This window comes from Streptomyces radicis (assembly GCF_003626575.1).
GTDB classification, from domain to species: domain Bacteria; phylum Actinomycetota; class Actinomycetes; order Streptomycetales; family Streptomycetaceae; genus Streptomyces; species Streptomyces radicis.
Window position 1 is genome coordinate 95,439 of sequence record NZ_RBDY01000010.1, and the last position, 15,678, is coordinate 111,116.

Genomic DNA, 15,678 nt, shown 5'->3' on the forward strand with positions numbered 1-15,678 from the left:
CCCGCTCAGCCCGCCGCCGCGCGAAAGGTGCGGCGGTAGGCGCTGGGCGAGACGCCGAGCGCGGCCTGGAGGTGCTGCCGCAGCGACGCGGCCGTGCCGAAGCCCGCCGCGTCCGCGACCCGGTCGACCGGCAGGTCGGTCTCCTCGAGCAGCCGCCTGGCCCGCTCCACGCGCTGGAAGGTGAGCCACCGCTGCGGGGAGACGCCGGTCTCCGCGCGGAAGCGGCGGGTGAACGTCCGCACCGACATCGCCTCGCGCGCGGCCAGGTCGCGCAGCGTCAGCGGCGTGTGGAGGTGGTCGAGCGCGAACGCCCGCGCGCGCTCCGTCGAACGCGCTCTGGGCGCGGGCACGGGGCGCTCGGTGAACTGCGCCTGCCCCCCGTCCCGATGGGGCGGGACGAGCGTGCGGCGGGCCACCGCGTTGGCGACCGAGGCGCCGAAGTCCGAACGCACCATGTGCAGGCACAGGTCGATCCCCGAGGCGACCCCGGCCGAGGTCAGCACGAGGCTCTCGCCCGCGCGGTCCTCGGCGTAGAGGATGTCGGGCGCCAGCAGGACCTCGGGGAACAGCCTCGCGAAGCGCTCGCACGACGCCCAGTGCGTGGTGGCCCGCCGCCCGTCGAGCAGCCCGGCCGCGCCCAGGACGAACGCGCCGGTGCAGATCGACGCGATGCGCGCCCCCTGCCGGATCAGGGCCAGGGCCGCGACAAGGTCCCGAGGGAGGACGCCCGTCAGCTCGGTCACGTGGTCGTGGGCGGCCGGGATGATCACCGTGTCGGCCTCGGCCAGCGCCTCGGGGCCGTGCGGCACATGGATCGTGAAGTCGGCGTCGGTGCGCGTCTCGCCCGGCGCGACGCCGCACGTCACGACCTCGTACAGCGGCTCGCCCTCCGCCGTGCGGGCGCGCCCCATCAGCCGGTGCACGATGCCCACCTCGATCGGCAGCAGGCCGTGCCGCACGAGCACGGCGACCCGGTGGCGGCCGTCGTCATGGAACACACTCATGGCTCGATCCTCATGGCCCGATCCTTGCACATCATGGCCATCGGGCCACTCGTCCCGGCGGCGCCGGTCGCGCAGGCTCATGGGGTGACGCGCACCGAGCCCTCATCCGCTCTTGGGACAGCCGCCGTGTCGGCGCTTCCGCCGCGCCGCGCGCCCCGCGTGCACCCGGCGTGGTGGGTCGCGGCCGTCTCGTTCCTCGTGCTGATCGGCGCGGCGGGCTTCCGGGCCGCGCCGGGGGTGCTGATCGACCCGCTGCACGAGGAGTTCGGCTGGTCGCGCGGCAGCATCTCGTTCGCCGTCTCGGTCAACCTGCTGCTCTACGGCTTCACCGCGCCGTTCTCCACCGCGCTCATGGAGCGCTACGGGATACGCCGCGTCGTCACGGGCGCGCTCGTGCTGATCTCCTTGGGCAGCGGGCTGACCGTCTTCATGAACGCCCAGTGGCAGCTGATCCTCTGCTGGGGCGTGCTGGTCGGCCTGGGCTCGGGGTCGATGGCGCTGGCGTTCGCGAGCACGGTCGCGGGGCGCTGGTTCGTCGCCAGGCGCGGCCTGGTCACCGGCATCCTCACGGCGGGCGGCGCCGCCGGGAACCTGGTCTTCCTGCCGATCGTCGGCCTGCTCGCCGAGGGGCCCGGATGGCGGGCCGCCGCGGTGGCCGTCGCCCTGTGCGCGCTCGCCGTCGCGCCGCTCGTGCTGTGGCGGCTGCGCGACCGGCCCGAGGACATCGGGGTCGCCCCTTACGGCGCCCCCGCCGACTGGGCCCCGGCCCCCCGCCAGGCCGGGGGCGCGGCGGCGCGGGCCGTCGGCGCGCTCGCCTCGGCCGCGCGCACGCGGGTGTTCTGGCTGCTCGCGGCCTCGTTCGCGATCTGCGGCGCCTCCACCAACGGCCTCATCGGCACCCACTTCGTGCCGGGCGCCCACGACCACGGCATGTCCGTGCCGGTCGCGGCCTCGCTGCTCGCGGTGATAGGGATCTTCGACCTGGTCGGCACGGTGCTCTCCGGCTGGCTGACCGACCGTTACGACCCGCGCAGGCTCCTCGCGGTCTACTACGGCCTGCGCGGCCTCTCGCTGCTCTTCCTGCCGACGCTGCTCGCCGAGTCGGTGCACCCGCCGATGCTGCTGTTCATCGCGTTCTACGGCCTCGACTGGGTGGCCACCGTGCCGCCCACGATCGCGCTGTGCCGCGAGCACTTCGGCGAGGACGCGGCCGTCGTCTTCGGCTGGGTGCTCGCCTCGCACCAACTGGGCGCCGCGGTCGTGGCGTTCGGCGCCGGGCTGATCAGGGACGTCACCGGGTCCTACGACCTGGCCTGGACGACGTCGGGCGCGCTGTGCGCGGTGGCGGCGGTGCTCGTGATGGTGATCGGGGCCCGCCGCGCCACCTCGCCCTCGCCCACGGGCTGAGTCAGATCCACAGCGCGAACGTCGCGAGCAGCGCCGCGAGCGCCCCGCCCGCCACGGCCCACGCCGTGCGGTACAGGCGCAGCCCGCCGCCGATCACCACCGCCGCCATGAGCAGCGCGCCGATCAGCGGAAGTCCCGCGTAGAGCGCGCCCGCCGCCCCGGTGCGCACGGCCTCGTCGGTGCCGGGGCGCAGCGCGACATCGAGGCGCTCGCCCTCCTCGCGGGCGATGACCTGCCGGAGCACGACCGTCTCGCCCGTGCTCGCCAACATCCCGGTGCACGCGTCGCGGTCGCACGCGACCAGCGTCATCGTGGAGCGCTCCCGGCCATCGGCGCGGACCGCGTCCTCGACCGGGTCGAACGACGCCCACCCGCCCGCGGCCACCAGGAACGCCGCGAGCAGCCAGCCGAACGCCATCCGCGCCACCCGCAGCGCCCCGTGCGTGCCCCGCCCGCCGCGGCGGGCGCGTTCGCTCGGGACGGTGCGGGTGGCGCCGGTGGCGGACATGCGCAGATCCTTGGCCAAGGCCATGCGCGCGGTCAACCCCCGTGGGGCGTTCCACGGGCGTCCCGCGCGGCGGGCCCGCCGCGGGCGTCACCCGTTGAACGCGCCCTGCGCCCGCTCAAGGCCCTCGGTGACCAGCGCCTCGACCGCGTCCGCCGCCCGGTCCACGAAGTAGTCGAGCTCCTTGCGCTCGGTCGTGGAGAAGTCCCGCAGCACATACGCCGCGACGTCCATCCGGCCCGGCGGGCGGCCGACGCCGAAGCGGACGCGGTGGTAGTCGCGGCCCAGCGAACCGGTGATGGACTTCAGGCCGTTGTGCCCGTTGTCCCCGCCGCCCCGCTTGAGCCGCAGCACGCCGTAGCCGATGTCCAGCTCGTCGTGGACGACCACGAGGCGCTCGGGCGGCACCCGGTAGAACGTGCTGAGCGCGGTCACCGGGCCGCCCGAGAGGTTCATGAACGTCTGGGGCTTGGCCAGCACCACCCGGGGACCGCCCGCGCCCGGGGCGCCGAGGCGCCCCTCGAGCACCGAGGCGCGCGCCTTGTGCGCCTTGAACGCGCCCCCGATCCGGGCGGCGAGCAGGTCCGCGACCATGAAGCCGACGTTGTGCCGGTTGCCCGCGTACTGGGGTCCCGGGTTCCCGAGACCCACGATCAGCCAGGGCTCGTCCATCAGGCGGTGGCGGGCTCCTGGGCCCCCTCTGCGCCCGCGCCCTCGGCGCCCTCGCCCGCCGGCTCCTCGGCCTGCGGCTGGAGCACCTGGATCACCACGTCCTCGCCGTCGATGGCCAGCGACGTGCCGTCGGGCAGCGCGATGTCCCTGGCCAGGATCGAGGCGCCGACCTCGAGGCCCTCGACGGAGACGGTGACCGACTCGGGGATGTGGGTGGCCTCGGCCTCCACGGGAAGGGCGCCCAGCACGTGCTCGAGCAGGCCGCCGCCGGGGCCGACCTCGCCCTCGGTCACGATCGGGATCTCGACCGTGACCTTCTCGCCGCGCTTGACGATCAGCAGGTCGAGGTGGACCAGGAAGCCGCGGATGGCCTCGCGCTGGACGGCCTTGGGGATCACCAGCTCCTCGCGGCCCTCGATGTCCAGGGTGATCAGGACGTTGGACGTCTTGAGCGCCATCATCAGCTCGTGGCCCGGCAGGGTCACATGCACGGGCTCGGTGCCGTGCCCGTAGATGACGGCGGGCACCTTGCCCTCGCCGCGGATACGGCGCGACGCGCCCTTGCCGAACTCGGTGCGCGACTGCGCCGCGATCTTCACATCAGCCATGGCTGCACTCCTCCTTGGGGTTCCTCAGGGTCGGGACACACCGGGTCACCCGGCCCCGAGAGGACCCTGCCAAGGACAGCGCGTCGATTACGGACGAGCCCCGAACCGGAGCCCTCCCTCGCCGAGCAACCCTGGAAGTCTAACGGCCGCGGCGCGCCCCCTTCACACCTCGCCCCCTTCACACATCGCCCTCGAACAGGCTGGTCACCGAGCCGTCCTCGAAGACCTCGCGGACCGCGCGCGCGATCGTCGGGGCCATCGAGAGCACCGTGATCTTGTCGAGCGCCACCTGACGTGGTGTGGGAAGGGAGTTGGAGAAGATGAACTCGCTCACCCGCGAGTTCTTCAGGCGGTCGGCCGCCGGGCCCGACAGGACGCCGTGCGTCGCCGCCACGATGACGTCCTCGGCGCCGTTGGCGAAGAGCGCGTCCGCCGCCGCGCAGATCGTGCCGCCCGTGTCGATCATGTCGTCAACGAGCACGCACACCCGGCCGTCGACGTCGCCGACGACCTCGTGCACCGTGACCTGGTTCGCCACGTCGGGGTCGCGCCGCTTGTGCACGATGGCGAGCGGCGCCGCGAGCCGGTCCGCCCAGCGGTCGGCCACCCGCACGCGCCCCGCGTCCGGCGAGACCACCGTCAGCTTGGCGCGGTCCACGCGGCTCCCGATGTAGTCGGTCAGCAGGGGAAGCGCGAACAGGTGGTCGACGGGCCCGTCGAAGTACCCCTGCACCTGGTCCGCGTGGAGGTCCATCGTGATGATCCGGTCCGCGCCCGCGGTCTTGAGCAGATCCGCCATCAGCCGGGCCGAGATGGGCTCACGGCCGCGGTGCTTCTTGTCCTGGCGGGCGTAGCCGTAGAAGGGGATGATCACCGAGATCGACCGCGCCGACGCCCTCTTGAGGGCGTCGATCATGATGAGCTGCTCCATGATCCACTTGTTGATGGGCGCCGTGTGGCTCTGCATCAGGAAGCAGTCGGCGCCGCGCACCGACTCCTGGAAGCGCACGTAGATCTCACCGTTGGCGAAATCCCTGGCCTTGGTGGGGACGAGCCCCACACCCAGCTCGTCGGCGACCTCCTGCGCCAACTCGGGATAGGCGCGGCCGGTGAACAGCATCAGCTTCTTCTCGCCGGTGGTCTTGATCCCGGTCACAGTACGTCTCCTTGGTGTGTGTCACCCTCGTGCACCCCGATGGGCCCACCTCTACCGTACGCCCCCCTTACGCGCCCCTTATGCCCCCGCTACGCCTCGTCCTCCGGGCGCTCCGCCGCAGCTAGAGCGGCTTCGGCCGCCCTTGCCGCCGCCGACCCGGGGCGCTTGCGCGCGACCCAGCCGTCGATGTTCCGCTGCTGGCCCCTGGCTACGGCGAGTGATCCCGGGGGGACATCCTTCGTGATGACCGAACCCGCCGCCGTGTAGGCCCCGTCGCCGATCGAGACGGGCGCCACGAACATGTTGTCGGAGCCGGTCTTGCAGTGACTCCCCACCGTGGTGTGGTGCTTGGCCTCGCCGTCGTAGTTCACGAAGACGCTGGCCGCGCCGATGTTGGTGTGGTCGCCGATGGTCGCGTCGCCCACGTAGGAGAGGTGCGGCACCTTGGTGCCCTCGCCGATCGAGGCGTTCTTCGTCTCCACGAACGTGCCCGCCTTGGCCCCGGTGCCCAGGACCGTGCCGGGGCGGAGATAGGCGAACGGGCCCACCTTCGCGCCCGCGCCGATCCGCGCGCCGTCCGCAACGGTGTTCACCACCTGCGCGCCCGCGCCCACCTCGGTGTCCGCGAGGCGGCAGTGGGGGCCCACCTCCGCGCCCTCGGCCACGTGCGTCGCGCCGAGCAGCTGCGTGCCCGGGTGCACCACCGCGTCCCGCTCGAACGTCACGCCCGCGTCCACCCAGGTCGTCGCCGGGTCCACCACCGTGACCCCGGCCAGCATGGCGCGCTCGAGCAGGCGGTCGTTGAGCGCGCGGCGCGCGGTGGCCAGCTGCACGCGGTTGTTGATGCCCGCGAGCTCCAGGTGGTCGGCCGCGAGCAGCGCGCCCACGCGGTGGCCCTCGTCGCGCAGGATCGCCAGCACGTCGGGCAGGTACTCCTCGCCCTGGGCGTTGTCCGTGGTCACGCGGGTGAGCGCGTGGGCGAGCAGGGCGCCGTCGAACGCGAAGACGCCCGAGCTGACCTCGCGGACCGCGAGCTGCGCGGGCGAGGCGTCCTTGTGCTCCACGATCTCGGTCACCGCGCCCTCGCCGTCCCGCAGCACCCGGCCGTAGCCGGTCGCGTCGGGCACCTCGACCGTGAGCACCGTCACGGCGTTCCCCTGGGTGGCGTGCGCCAGGGCCAGGGCGGCCAGGGTCTCCGGCGTCTGCATCGGGATGTCCCCGCACGTCACCAGGACCGTGCCCACCGCGGGCGCCTTCACCAGCGCCTCGAGCCCGGCGCGCACGGCGTGCGCCGTCCCGCGCTGCTCGTGCTGCACCGCGATGCGCGCCCCCGGATCGGTCTCCCTGAGGTGCGCCTCCACCGCCTCGCGGCCGTGCCCCACGACCACGACCAGCTCATCGGGCGTCAGCTCCCGGCAGGCGGTGACCACATGGCCGAGCAGCGAGCGGCCGCAGATGTCGTGCAGCACCTTGGGCTTGGCTGACTTCATGCGGGTTCCCTCGCCCGCTGCGAGAACGATGACGGCTGCCGGGGGGCTGGAGCTCACGGGGATCGTGTCCTTCATGTGCGGGGTTCGAGGGTTTCCGAGAATACCGAGCCCTACTCCGCCGGCCCGGTCTCCTCCCGCCAGGCCTCCCCCTCGGGACCGCGCCCCTGGCGGCGCGGGGTGCGGCCCGTCAGGCTCGCCAGCGTCGTGCGGATGTGCGCCAGGTGCGCGCGCACCTGGTCCGAGCGCTCCTCCAGGTCGCGCGCCACCTCCTCGCTCTCGCGCTCCACGCGCTGGCGGCGCACGCGGGCGTCCGCGAGCAGCTCGGCGCGTCTGGCCTCCGCCGCGTCGTCGCGGGCGCGCGCCTCGGCCGCGGCGTCCGCCAGGTCGCGCCTGGCGCGTTCGAGCGTGGAGTCGGCGCGCACCGTCAGCTCGGCCACCCTGGCGTCGGTCTCGGCCTCGCGGGCGGCCAGGTCGGTGCGCAGGGCGTTCGCCGCCACGGCATGGCCGCGGCGCTGGTCGGCGAGCAGCGCGGCGCAGCGGCGTTCCACCTCGGTGAACGCGGCCGCGGCGCGCTCCCGCACGGCCGCCGCCCGGCGGCGCGCGTCGTCGAGCAGGCGCCGCGCGCCCTCATCGGCCGCCGCCACGGTGGCGTCGGCCGCCGCGTCCGCGCCCGCGCGCCCGCGGGCCGCCGCCTCGGCGGCCTCGGCGCGCAGCGTCCGCGCCGCGTCGGCCGCGGCGTCGAGCAGCCGCCCGGCCTCGGTCTCCGCGTCGTCGCGCAGCTCGGCCGCCTCGGCCTCCACCTCGGCGAGCAGCTCGCGCGCCCGGTCGCTCAACGAGTGGAACGTCTGCGGCGGCAGCGCGGCCACCGCGGCGGTCAGCCGCTCCGCCTCCCGCGCCATCGCCTCCACGCGCAGGCTCAGCTCGGCCAGCCTGCGCCACGCCGCGTCCCGCTCCAGGGCGAGCGCGGCCACCGCCTCGTCCACCTGGCGCGGCTGATAGCCCCTGCCGCGCGCCGTGGGAAACCCCGTCATACGTCAATGATCCCCTGCACGGCGGGACTTACCGGCGAACGCGAAGGAAAGTCCGCGCGCGACGGTCATGTTGTGACCCGCCACAGGCCACCGGTGATCACCAGCGGTCACCGGCGATCGTCGGGGAACGCGTCAGAGCAGCCCGTCCCACATCTGCTCGAGCAGGACCGACCACCAGCTCTCCGGGTCCGCCACCGCCATCGGGTCGAGCGAGGCGAGCTGCGCCTGGAAATCGGTCGTCCAGCGGCCCGCCTGCTCGGAGTTGAGCCCGAGGCGCAGCCGCCACATCCGCCCGAGCAGCGCCATGCAGCGGGCGAACTGCGGCAGCGACGCGTTCACGAACTGCGGCGGAACGGGCCCCGCGGGGTCGGCCTCGAGCGGCACCGCCACGATCGCGGCCGTGCCGTACTGGACGCAGATCTGCCGCCCGAAGTCGGTGCCCATCACGAGGTAGGAGCCCGCGTCGGGGCTCGGCTGCACGCCGCGCTCCATCGCGACCTCGGCGAGCGTGGGCACCGGACGCCCCGGCTGGGCCTGCGCCCAGAAGAACGGCCCGATCTCCAGCGGCAGCCCCGACCACAGCAGCGTCTGCTGCACGATCTCGGGAACGCCGTGCCGCGACACCGTCTGCGGCGTGTAGCGGAACACCCCCTGCGGCCCGAACGCCTGCGCGAGCTCCTGCCCGATCACGTCGAGGCCCACGGCGGGCGCCGGATGCTGCTGCGGCAGCGGCGCGCGCACCGGCGCCGAGCGCTGCGGCCCGTCGGCGAACTGCTGCAACTCGTCCTGGTGCTCAACCAGATGGCGTACCCCCGCCTGACGCGACGCCAGGTCGCGCCCGTAGGCGGCGGTGTGCGTGACGCGCACCTGGGGCCAGGTCTCCCTGATCATCCGCGCGCAGTACCCGCCGGGCAGCTCGCACGACTGCAACTCGGTGTGCAGCTCGATGACCTGCTGCGGGGGAACGTTCATCGCGTGCAGCTCGTGCAGGATCTGCCACTCGGGGTGCGGCATGCCGGGCGCCGAGCGCCGGATCAGCTGCTGCTCGGAGCCGTCGGGGGCGCGATACCGCAGGACCGCCATGTACCCGGAGCCGACGGCGGGTTGGGCCTGCGGCGGATAGCCGTAGCCGCCCGCCTGCGGGTAGCCGTAGCCGCTCGGGCCTGGGGGCGGTGGCGGCGCGCCCGGGCCCGGCGGGGGCGTGGGCTGCCCCGGGTTGCGCAGGGAGGCCACGATGTCGGGGTCAACGGTCTGGGTCGGTACATACGCGCCCGCGGCGTCCGCGCCCGAAGGGTCGGGCGGCTGCGGCGGCCCGGGGCGGGCGGGCGCCCCTGGCGCGCCTGGCGCCCCCGGCGGCGGCGGCACGGCGGCGCCCCTGCCGCCGGGGGGCGGCGGGCTGCCGGGAGGCCCTGGCGGGCCACCGAGCGGGCCCGCCATCGACTTGTGGGTGTCGGCGCTCGCCAGGTCGGCCGCGCCCCCGCCACCCGGCACGGGCGGCGGGCCGACGGGGGTGCCGGGCGGCGTGCCGGGCGGGGCGCCGGAGGGCGCGGCGGGCGGCGTCGGCTCGCTCACCTTGGTCCTGGGCAACGCGCTGCCCTGGGGCATCACGGTCGTCCGCGCCTCGGACGAGGGCGCCCCGGCGGGCGAGGCCGAGGCGTCGGGCACGGCAACCGGCGGCGAGAACACCGTCGCGGGCGGCGCCATCGACTCCGCCTCGTCGCCGCTGCCCGACGTGTCGGTGCCCGCCCAGGGCGACGAGGACGCGTCACCGCCCGAGGTGTCCACGTCCTTGCCCGCCCACGGGCTGCTCGGCGCGGCCTGCGGCGGCGGCGTGGTGTCCGTACCGGCCCAGGGCGAGGGCGGCGCGGAAGGCGAGGGCGCCGGGGCGGAAGAAGGCGCGGGTGCGGGCGTCGCGGGCGACGGCGGCGGGTCGGCGCGCTGGTCGGGGATGCCCGCCCGGTCCGCCGCGTCCTGGAGCCACTGCGGCGGGGTCAGCAGGAACGACGTGGCGTTGAGGTCGATCGGCTCGCCGGTCGCCGCGGGGGCCGGGGCCGCGGGGGCCACGCCGTACTCCTCCTCGTAGCGCCGGATCACCTCGGCCACGGAGAGCGCGGGCCACAGCGTGGTGTCCCCGCTGTCCCGCGCGATCACCAGCTTCCCGCCACCCGCCCAGCCGCCGTCCGGCGTCTCGGCCCACACCACGAAGCCCAGGTCGAACTCCCGCACCCGCACCTCGCGCGCGGGCGCGCCCGGGTCCGAGCCGTTCACCCAGCGTTCGGCGCGCTCCTGCGCCTGCGCGAACGTCACCATGGCCCGCTCACCCCTCCACCGGGACGGCGTTCGCGAAGCCGCCGTCCACCATCAGATTGGCCACGGTGTCCAGCTCGGGCGGGTTGCCCGCCAACCGCAGCAGGAAGTTGTCGAAGTCGTCGCCGCAGTGCAGCAGCAGCTCGGCCACCCGCTGCTCCACGCCGAGACCGTCCCGGTCGCGCGCGTCGTCGTAGGGGCACAGCCACACCGAACCCGCGTCCCCGCCCTTGACCTTGATCGCCAGCAGGCCGCCCTGGAGGAACGCCACGCCCAGGTAGTCCTTGGTGAGGTGATCGCGCAGGCACTTGTTGATGTACACCAGGTCGTTGACCGCGGCCTCCTCGCGGAGCGTGAAGAACGGCTGGTCCACCAGCAGCCCGAGCTCCGCGTCCAGCGCCACCCCCGCGGGCGCGCAGCCGCCGGCCGCCCTGAGGAACGAGCGGTACGCCTCGGGCAGCCGGTACCCCAGCTTCTCCTCCGCGGCCCGCACCCTGTCCTCCTCCACCGCGACGGCCCGCGGCACGCGGAAGTGCGCGGGCTTGGTCTCGGCCAGGGGGCGCGTCCCGCGCTTGCTCTGGTCGACCGCGGTGGTCGCGAGGCCGCCGTGGTGCCGCAGCAGGGCCTTGACCTCGACGGGGATCAGCTCGACGCGCCGCGACCTGGCCACGTGGTGCCACGTCCAGCCGTGCGGCGTGGCGACCGGGGGCAGGTCGGCCCACAGCTCGTGACCCGAGGCGTGCAGCGCGGCGTTCGCCGACACGTAGTCGGTCAGCCTGAGCTCGTCCACGCCGAAGCCCTCGGGCGGCTCGGCGATCTCCGCCGCGGCTCTCGCGTAGGGCGAGAAATCCGGGAAACCGTCCGCGTCCACGCGAACACCCTGCGGATACCGTGCCGCCCGGACCGGGTCCGGGAACTGCACGATCTGTCCGGCATAGGCCCGGTTCGGTGGCGCGGCCTGCTGTCCGAGCCGACCTGTCGTCATGGCGGTACGCCCCCTGCTGTTACATCACGCTGTCGCGGCACAGCCTATGGGGTGAGCCTGTCGGTGGCACGATCGTCCACGTGATATCGGATACCCATGGCCAGCCGCCGGGCGATCCCCGCCAGCATCGGGGCGCCGGGCCCGTGCCTCCCGTACTCCTGCGCCGCCGCGACGGCATCCTGCCGACGACGGCCGCCGCGCTCTCGCTGCCGGCCACCGCCCAGGCCCTCACCGGCACCGCGAGCCGCGCCGCGACGGCTCCCGACCTGCACCCGGTCGTCGCGGACACCCTCGCCTCGCTCGGCACCGCGCAGCGCGACCGCCACCTCGGCCGCTGCCCCGAGCCCGCGCTGCTCTCCCGCTGCCTCGCCGACGCGGGGGCGCACACGCTCGACCAGGCGCGTTCCGCCCTCCACGAGGCCGGGATCACCACCCGGCACATCCGCGAGGACGGCGATCCCCAGCACGGCGAGTACGCCCCGCACTGCCGCTCGTGCGCCGTGCTGCTCGCGCGGCTCGGCGTGCGCAGCATCAGCGCCGCGCCCGCCGCGCCGGGCGGCGGCTCGGACACGCTGGCCACCGGAGGCCCCTGGTCGGTCGGCAGCGTGGACGAGGCGCTCGCGGCGGCGGGCTGGGTGCCGGGCCGCAGGCACGCCGCCGAGGCGGAACGCTGGGCCGACGCGCTCAGCGCCCACCGCTCGCCGCAGGGGCACACGCACGCGCTCTTCCCCGCGGCGTTCGAGACGTGGGCCGAGCTCGGGCCCATGACCCTGGGCCCGAGCGGCCCGGGGCGCGAGTACGCCGCCACCGGGATCGTCGTCGACCCGCTGCGCGGCCTGCACTGGGCCCGCACCCTCGGCGACCTCGGCCGGGCGCTCGACACGCGGCTCGCGCCCCTCGGGGAGGAGAGCGGCGGCACGGCGCTCGTCGCCATCGACCCCGAGGCGCGTCTCTACTGCGTCGACCACACCGGCGACTGGTACCTCGGCCCCGATGTGATCAGCGGCCTGGCGACGCTCCTGACCGGCGCGGCGCCGCACCGGCTGGTACCGCCCGACGGCCTGTGAGATCCCGCCTCCCGGCGAGGCACCGACCCCACAGGAAGGGCCGCCGCGGCCAGGGGCGCCTACGCGACGGCCGACGAGGTCGCGGCCACGAACCACCACGTGGTCGGGCCCGAGGCCCGCGACGTCATGCGCGCGGCGGTCGCGTCGGACGGCGGCTCCACCGTCCGACGGGGCCGCGCCGCGGCGGTCAGCCGTCCCGTTCCGCCGAGCCCGCCGTCTCCGCCGCGCGGATCGCCTCGTGGTACGCGCGGGCCGCCGCCCGCAGGGACGTCTCCGCGTCGATCCCCGCGGCCTCGGCCTCCGCGGCCAGGGCGAGCAGCCGGTAGCCGAAGTCCGCCTCGGGCCCGGGGAGCGGGACGTCGAGCCCGGCCGCGCGGACCCGGCCCGCGAGCTTGGCGGCCAGCGAGAGACCCGGCTGCCCCAGCGGGACGCCCTCGGTCACCGAGGCGCGGCGCTTCTCCTCGGCCTTGGTCCGCAGCCACAGCTCCTTGACGTCCTCGGCGGTCTCGGCCGTCTCGTCCCCGAAGACGTGCGGGTGGCGGTGGATCAGCTTGGCGACGATCCCGCCCGCCACGTCGTCGATGTCGAACGGCTCCTCCGCGTCCTCGGCCGCGATCCGCGCGTGGAAGACGACCTGGAGCAGCACGTCGCCCAACTCCTCGCGCACCTCGGCGCGATCACCCGCCTCGATGGCCTCGATCAGCTCGTACATCTCCTCGATGCCGTAACGCGCCAGGTCGGCGTGGGTGCGCAGCGACGCCCACGGGCACTGGACCCTGATCCGGTCCATGACCTGCACGAGGTCGAGCAGCCGCGCCCCGGGGAGGTCGTACGAGCCGGGCAGCAGCTCGAGCTCGGGCAGCGCCTCCGCCCGCCCCGAACCGGCCAGCGCGGCGAGCCCGTCCGTCAGCGCGGGCTCGCCGTTCGCGCCCGCGAGCACCACGACGCTCCGGCCGCCCGCGCACGCGGCCACGAGCGCCGGCGCGTCGGCCGTCTCGGGCGCCCCCGTCTCCACCGCGATGCCCGCGTCCTTGAGATAGGGCAGCTGGGGGTGGTCGGCGTCCCGGCACAGCACGCGGTCCGCGCCGCGCAGGGCCTGCCAGGCGGGCCACGAGAGCAGCCCCGGGGCCACCCGGTGGGTGGTGGTCAGCAGAACGATCCGGCCCGCGGTCACCCGTCGAGCGTAGCGGGCTGCCCGGCCCCGACCGGCTCGTCCGCGCGCAGCCACGGCATGGACGCGTCGGCCAGCGTCAGCTGCTCCGCGTCCCACTCGCCGTAGCGGGGGTTGACGTCGACGCCCACCTCGTCGGCGGTGTCCACCATCAGCTGGGCCATGCGGTCGAGCCCGGTGCCGTCGGGCAGCACGCCGAGCTCGGCGGCGATGCCCTGGAACAGCAGCTGCCCGCGCAGCATCCGGTCGATCTGCTCGTCGCCCGCGAGCGGCGTGCTGTTGGGCTGGCGGAGCAGGGCCTCGGCGAGGGCGTCGGGGCCGCCGACGTTCCGCTCGGCGTTGCCCCTGGCCTCCTGCACCTCGAGGCGGGTCACCTCGACGCCCACCTCGTCGGCGGCGCGTTCGAGCACCTCGGTGTAGACGAGGAACGCCACGGTGTCGCGCGCCAGGGCGGGGCTCGCGGCGACCAGCTGCTCGCCCTCCGACTGCGCGCGCTGCGCGTCGCGGACGGCCTCGACCTGCGCCTGCACGGACGACAGGGTGATCCGCTCGCCGCCGACGACGGCGGCAGCGCCCGGATGGGAATCCGTCGAGCAGCCGGTCAGCAGGGGGGCCGCGATCGCGAGCAGGGCGGCGGTGGAGAGGGACAGTGCTGAAGTGCGGCGCTTCACGAGGCCACTCCCGTGGGCGATCGGGCAGGTCGATCGATCATCCTAGGCCGGGCGGTCCCGCGATGTCAGCCCGGGCCCGAGCTGTCGGCCTGCGCGAGGCGCCGGATGACGGGCGCGACCCGCTTGCGGCCCACCCGGTAGAGGCCGCCCGCGCCGCGCTGGATCAGCTTGCGCATCGCGGTGGGGCTCGCGGGCGAGGCGGAGGGCAACGGGCGCCCGCTCAGGCCCAGTCCATGGCGGCTGAGCAGCGCCTCCAGGTAGTCCGAAGCGTTCGTCGGCGTGTAGTAGGGGCGCATGCGCGGGAGCGTGCCGCGCGAGCGGAGCTGCGCGAACTGGGCGCGCGCGGCGGTGAACGCGTCGCGCCTGCCCAGGCCGTGCGCCGTCGCCCACGCCTGGGAGGCCCGGGGGACCAGGCCCTCGTCGAGCTGCGCCCAGGAGGCGAGGGCGCCCGAGGCGGCGAAGAAGTGGTTCCCGTGGGCCTCGCGTATGCCGTAGTCGGTGAGGATCGCCGTGGGTATGCCCCGGTGGATCGCCTCCATCGCGGCCGTCGAGCTGACCGTGACCAGCAGGTCGGTGCGGTCGAGGACGTCGCTCATCGCGCCGTCGACCACCGAGAGGTTGGGCGGGGGGTCGGCCAGCTCGTCGAACAGCGCGCGGTAGGGGAAGCGTTCGAGGCGCCCGCTCGTCTCGCCCTCGCGCGTGCGCGGCTTGAGCAGCACGTCGCGGTCGGGGTGGCGCCTGGCGTGCCGCTTGAGCTTGTCGAGCAGCCCGGCCCGTGCGGCGCGCCCCGCGGGCACGGTCGGCTGGACGGCGAAGCACACCGTGAACCTGCGCTCGCCGCGGCCCACGGCCGAGGGGTCGTACCGTGACCCGCCGAGGAACGGCAGCCCGGCCTCGACCACGGTGTACGGGTCGGCGCCCACGCCCCGGTAGACCTCGCGGAACAGCTTGGCGTCGTGCGGGCTGTTGGCGAGCACCAGGTCCGAGCCGACGCGCAGGAGCAGGCCGTCCACCAGGTTCTCGTAGACGACGCCGACATAGCCCGAGACCACGACGGGGCGGCGGGACGCGCCGTCCCACGCCATCCCCAGGCTGTGGATGAGCGCGAGCGTCGTGCCGCCGATGGTGCCGAGGACCAGCAGGTCGGCCTCGGCGACCGCGGGGTCGTCGAGCAGCTCCCCGTAGGTGACGACCCTGCTGGTGTCGGGGACGACCCCGGCCTCGTCGACCTGGCGCTCGGTCGGGGTGGTGGGGCCCGCGAGGAAGCGGGCGTCGAGCGCGTGCTTCGGGGCGAGCTGCCGGGCGACGAGCGCGGCCCACTTCCACCGGCTGTCGGAGTCCGCGAGCACGACCGCACGAGGCACAGCGCTACCCATCGACCGAGCATCTCCTGGGGTGTTGACGGAGAGATCAGATTACCTCCTGCCCGTGCTTCCTCGATCTGCCCGCGCATCCGTGATCTGCCCGCGCTTCCTTGATCTGCCCGCGCATCCGCGCTCCTCGCGGAGGCGTTCACCTGGCGAAACCTGACGGAAGTCATGTCTTTCCCCGGGAGAAGACACGACCTTCGTCGTCATCCCCTAGGGGATTCTGCGACTTTGCGC

14 protein-coding genes and 1 pseudogene are annotated in these 15,678 nt (G+C 74.9%); 3 read left to right on the plus strand and 12 right to left on the minus strand.

Going from position 1 to position 15,678, the window contains the following annotated elements:
- Positions 1-5: 5 nt before the first annotated feature.
- Positions 6-1,004: a GlxA family transcriptional regulator gene (locus D7318_RS15730; RefSeq protein WP_120697734.1), complete on the minus strand. Its 999-nt coding sequence runs from the start codon at positions 1,002-1,004 to the stop codon at positions 6-8.
- A gap of 84 nt (positions 1,005-1,088) precedes the next feature.
- On the opposite strand from D7318_RS15730, the gene D7318_RS15735 reads away from it, so the two are divergent.
- Positions 1,089-2,411 carry an MFS transporter gene (locus D7318_RS15735; RefSeq protein ID WP_408055496.1) on the plus strand — a complete coding sequence of 441 codons (1,323 nt, stop codon included), beginning with the start codon at positions 1,089-1,091 and terminating at the stop codon, positions 2,409-2,411.
- 1 nt (position 2,412) lies between these two features.
- Here D7318_RS15735 and D7318_RS15740 read toward each other — a convergent pair whose 3' ends face one another.
- The 8 genes from D7318_RS15740 to D7318_RS15775 form a co-directional block, all read right to left on the minus strand.
- Positions 2,413-2,919 (minus strand): hypothetical protein, encoded by a 507-nt coding sequence (locus D7318_RS15740; protein ID WP_230423769.1) that lies wholly within the window; start codon positions 2,917-2,919, stop codon positions 2,413-2,415.
- Positions 2,920-3,006: 87 nt separating this feature from the next.
- Positions 3,007-3,588, minus strand: coding sequence for an aminoacyl-tRNA hydrolase (pth, locus tag D7318_RS15745; RefSeq protein WP_120697735.1), 582 nt, complete (start codon positions 3,586-3,588; stop codon positions 3,007-3,009).
- Positions 3,588-4,196, minus strand: coding sequence for a 50S ribosomal protein L25/general stress protein Ctc (locus D7318_RS15750; RefSeq protein ID WP_120697736.1), 609 nt, complete (start codon positions 4,194-4,196; stop codon positions 3,588-3,590). The genes pth and D7318_RS15750 overlap by 1 nt, the downstream gene beginning before the upstream one ends.
- A 178-nt stretch (positions 4,197-4,374) precedes the next feature.
- Positions 4,375-5,352 (minus strand): ribose-phosphate diphosphokinase, encoded by a 978-nt coding sequence (locus tag D7318_RS15755; protein ID WP_120697737.1) that lies wholly within the window; start codon positions 5,350-5,352, stop codon positions 4,375-4,377.
- An 89-nt stretch (positions 5,353-5,441) separates the two neighbouring features.
- On the minus strand, positions 5,442-6,899 hold the full coding sequence (glmU, locus tag D7318_RS15760; protein ID WP_120697847.1) for a bifunctional UDP-N-acetylglucosamine diphosphorylase/glucosamine-1-phosphate N-acetyltransferase GlmU: 1,458 nt from the start codon (positions 6,897-6,899) through the stop codon (positions 5,442-5,444).
- A 53-nt stretch (positions 6,900-6,952) separates the two neighbouring features.
- On the minus strand, positions 6,953-7,873 hold the full coding sequence (locus D7318_RS15765) for a cellulose-binding protein (RefSeq protein ID WP_120697738.1): 921 nt from the start codon (positions 7,871-7,873) through the stop codon (positions 6,953-6,955).
- Between the two features lie 132 nt (positions 7,874-8,005).
- Entirely contained in the window at positions 8,006-10,183 is a 2,178-nt protein-coding gene (locus D7318_RS15770; RefSeq protein ID WP_120697739.1) for an SUKH-4 family immunity protein, read from the minus strand.
- Between the two features lie 7 nt (positions 10,184-10,190).
- Positions 10,191-11,165 carry an SMI1/KNR4 family protein gene (locus D7318_RS15775; protein ID WP_120697740.1) on the minus strand — a complete coding sequence of 325 codons (975 nt, stop codon included), beginning with the start codon at positions 11,163-11,165 and terminating at the stop codon, positions 10,191-10,193.
- A gap of 143 nt (positions 11,166-11,308) precedes the next feature.
- Between D7318_RS15775 and D7318_RS33935 the strand changes: the two are divergent.
- Both D7318_RS33935 and D7318_RS33940 read left to right on the plus strand, forming a co-directional pair.
- Positions 11,309-11,674, plus strand: a pseudogene (locus D7318_RS33935) (YwqJ-related putative deaminase); the annotation flags it as partial.
- 63 nt (positions 11,675-11,737) lie between these two features.
- Entirely contained in the window at positions 11,738-12,232 is a 495-nt protein-coding gene (locus D7318_RS33940) for an SUKH-3 domain-containing protein (RefSeq protein ID WP_230423788.1), read from the plus strand.
- A gap of 187 nt (positions 12,233-12,419) precedes the next feature.
- On the opposite strand, the gene D7318_RS15785 is transcribed toward D7318_RS33940, so the two are convergent.
- The 3 genes from D7318_RS15785 to D7318_RS15795 all read right to left on the minus strand — a co-directional run bounded on the left by D7318_RS15785 (position 12,420) and on the right by D7318_RS15795 (position 15,450).
- A complete protein-coding gene (locus D7318_RS15785) occupies positions 12,420-13,406 on the minus strand; it encodes a nucleoside triphosphate pyrophosphohydrolase (protein ID WP_120697742.1) in 987 nt (328 codons plus the stop codon).
- Entirely contained in the window at positions 13,403-14,074 is a 672-nt protein-coding gene (locus tag D7318_RS15790) for a SurA N-terminal domain-containing protein (protein WP_120697743.1), read from the minus strand. The genes D7318_RS15785 and D7318_RS15790 overlap by 4 nt, the downstream gene beginning before the upstream one ends.
- Before the next feature lie 65 nt (positions 14,075-14,139).
- Positions 14,140-15,450, minus strand: a complete 1,311-nt coding sequence (locus tag D7318_RS15795; RefSeq protein WP_120697744.1) for a DUF6716 putative glycosyltransferase — start codon at positions 15,448-15,450, stop codon at positions 14,140-14,142.
- Positions 15,451-15,678: the final 228 nt, after the last annotated feature.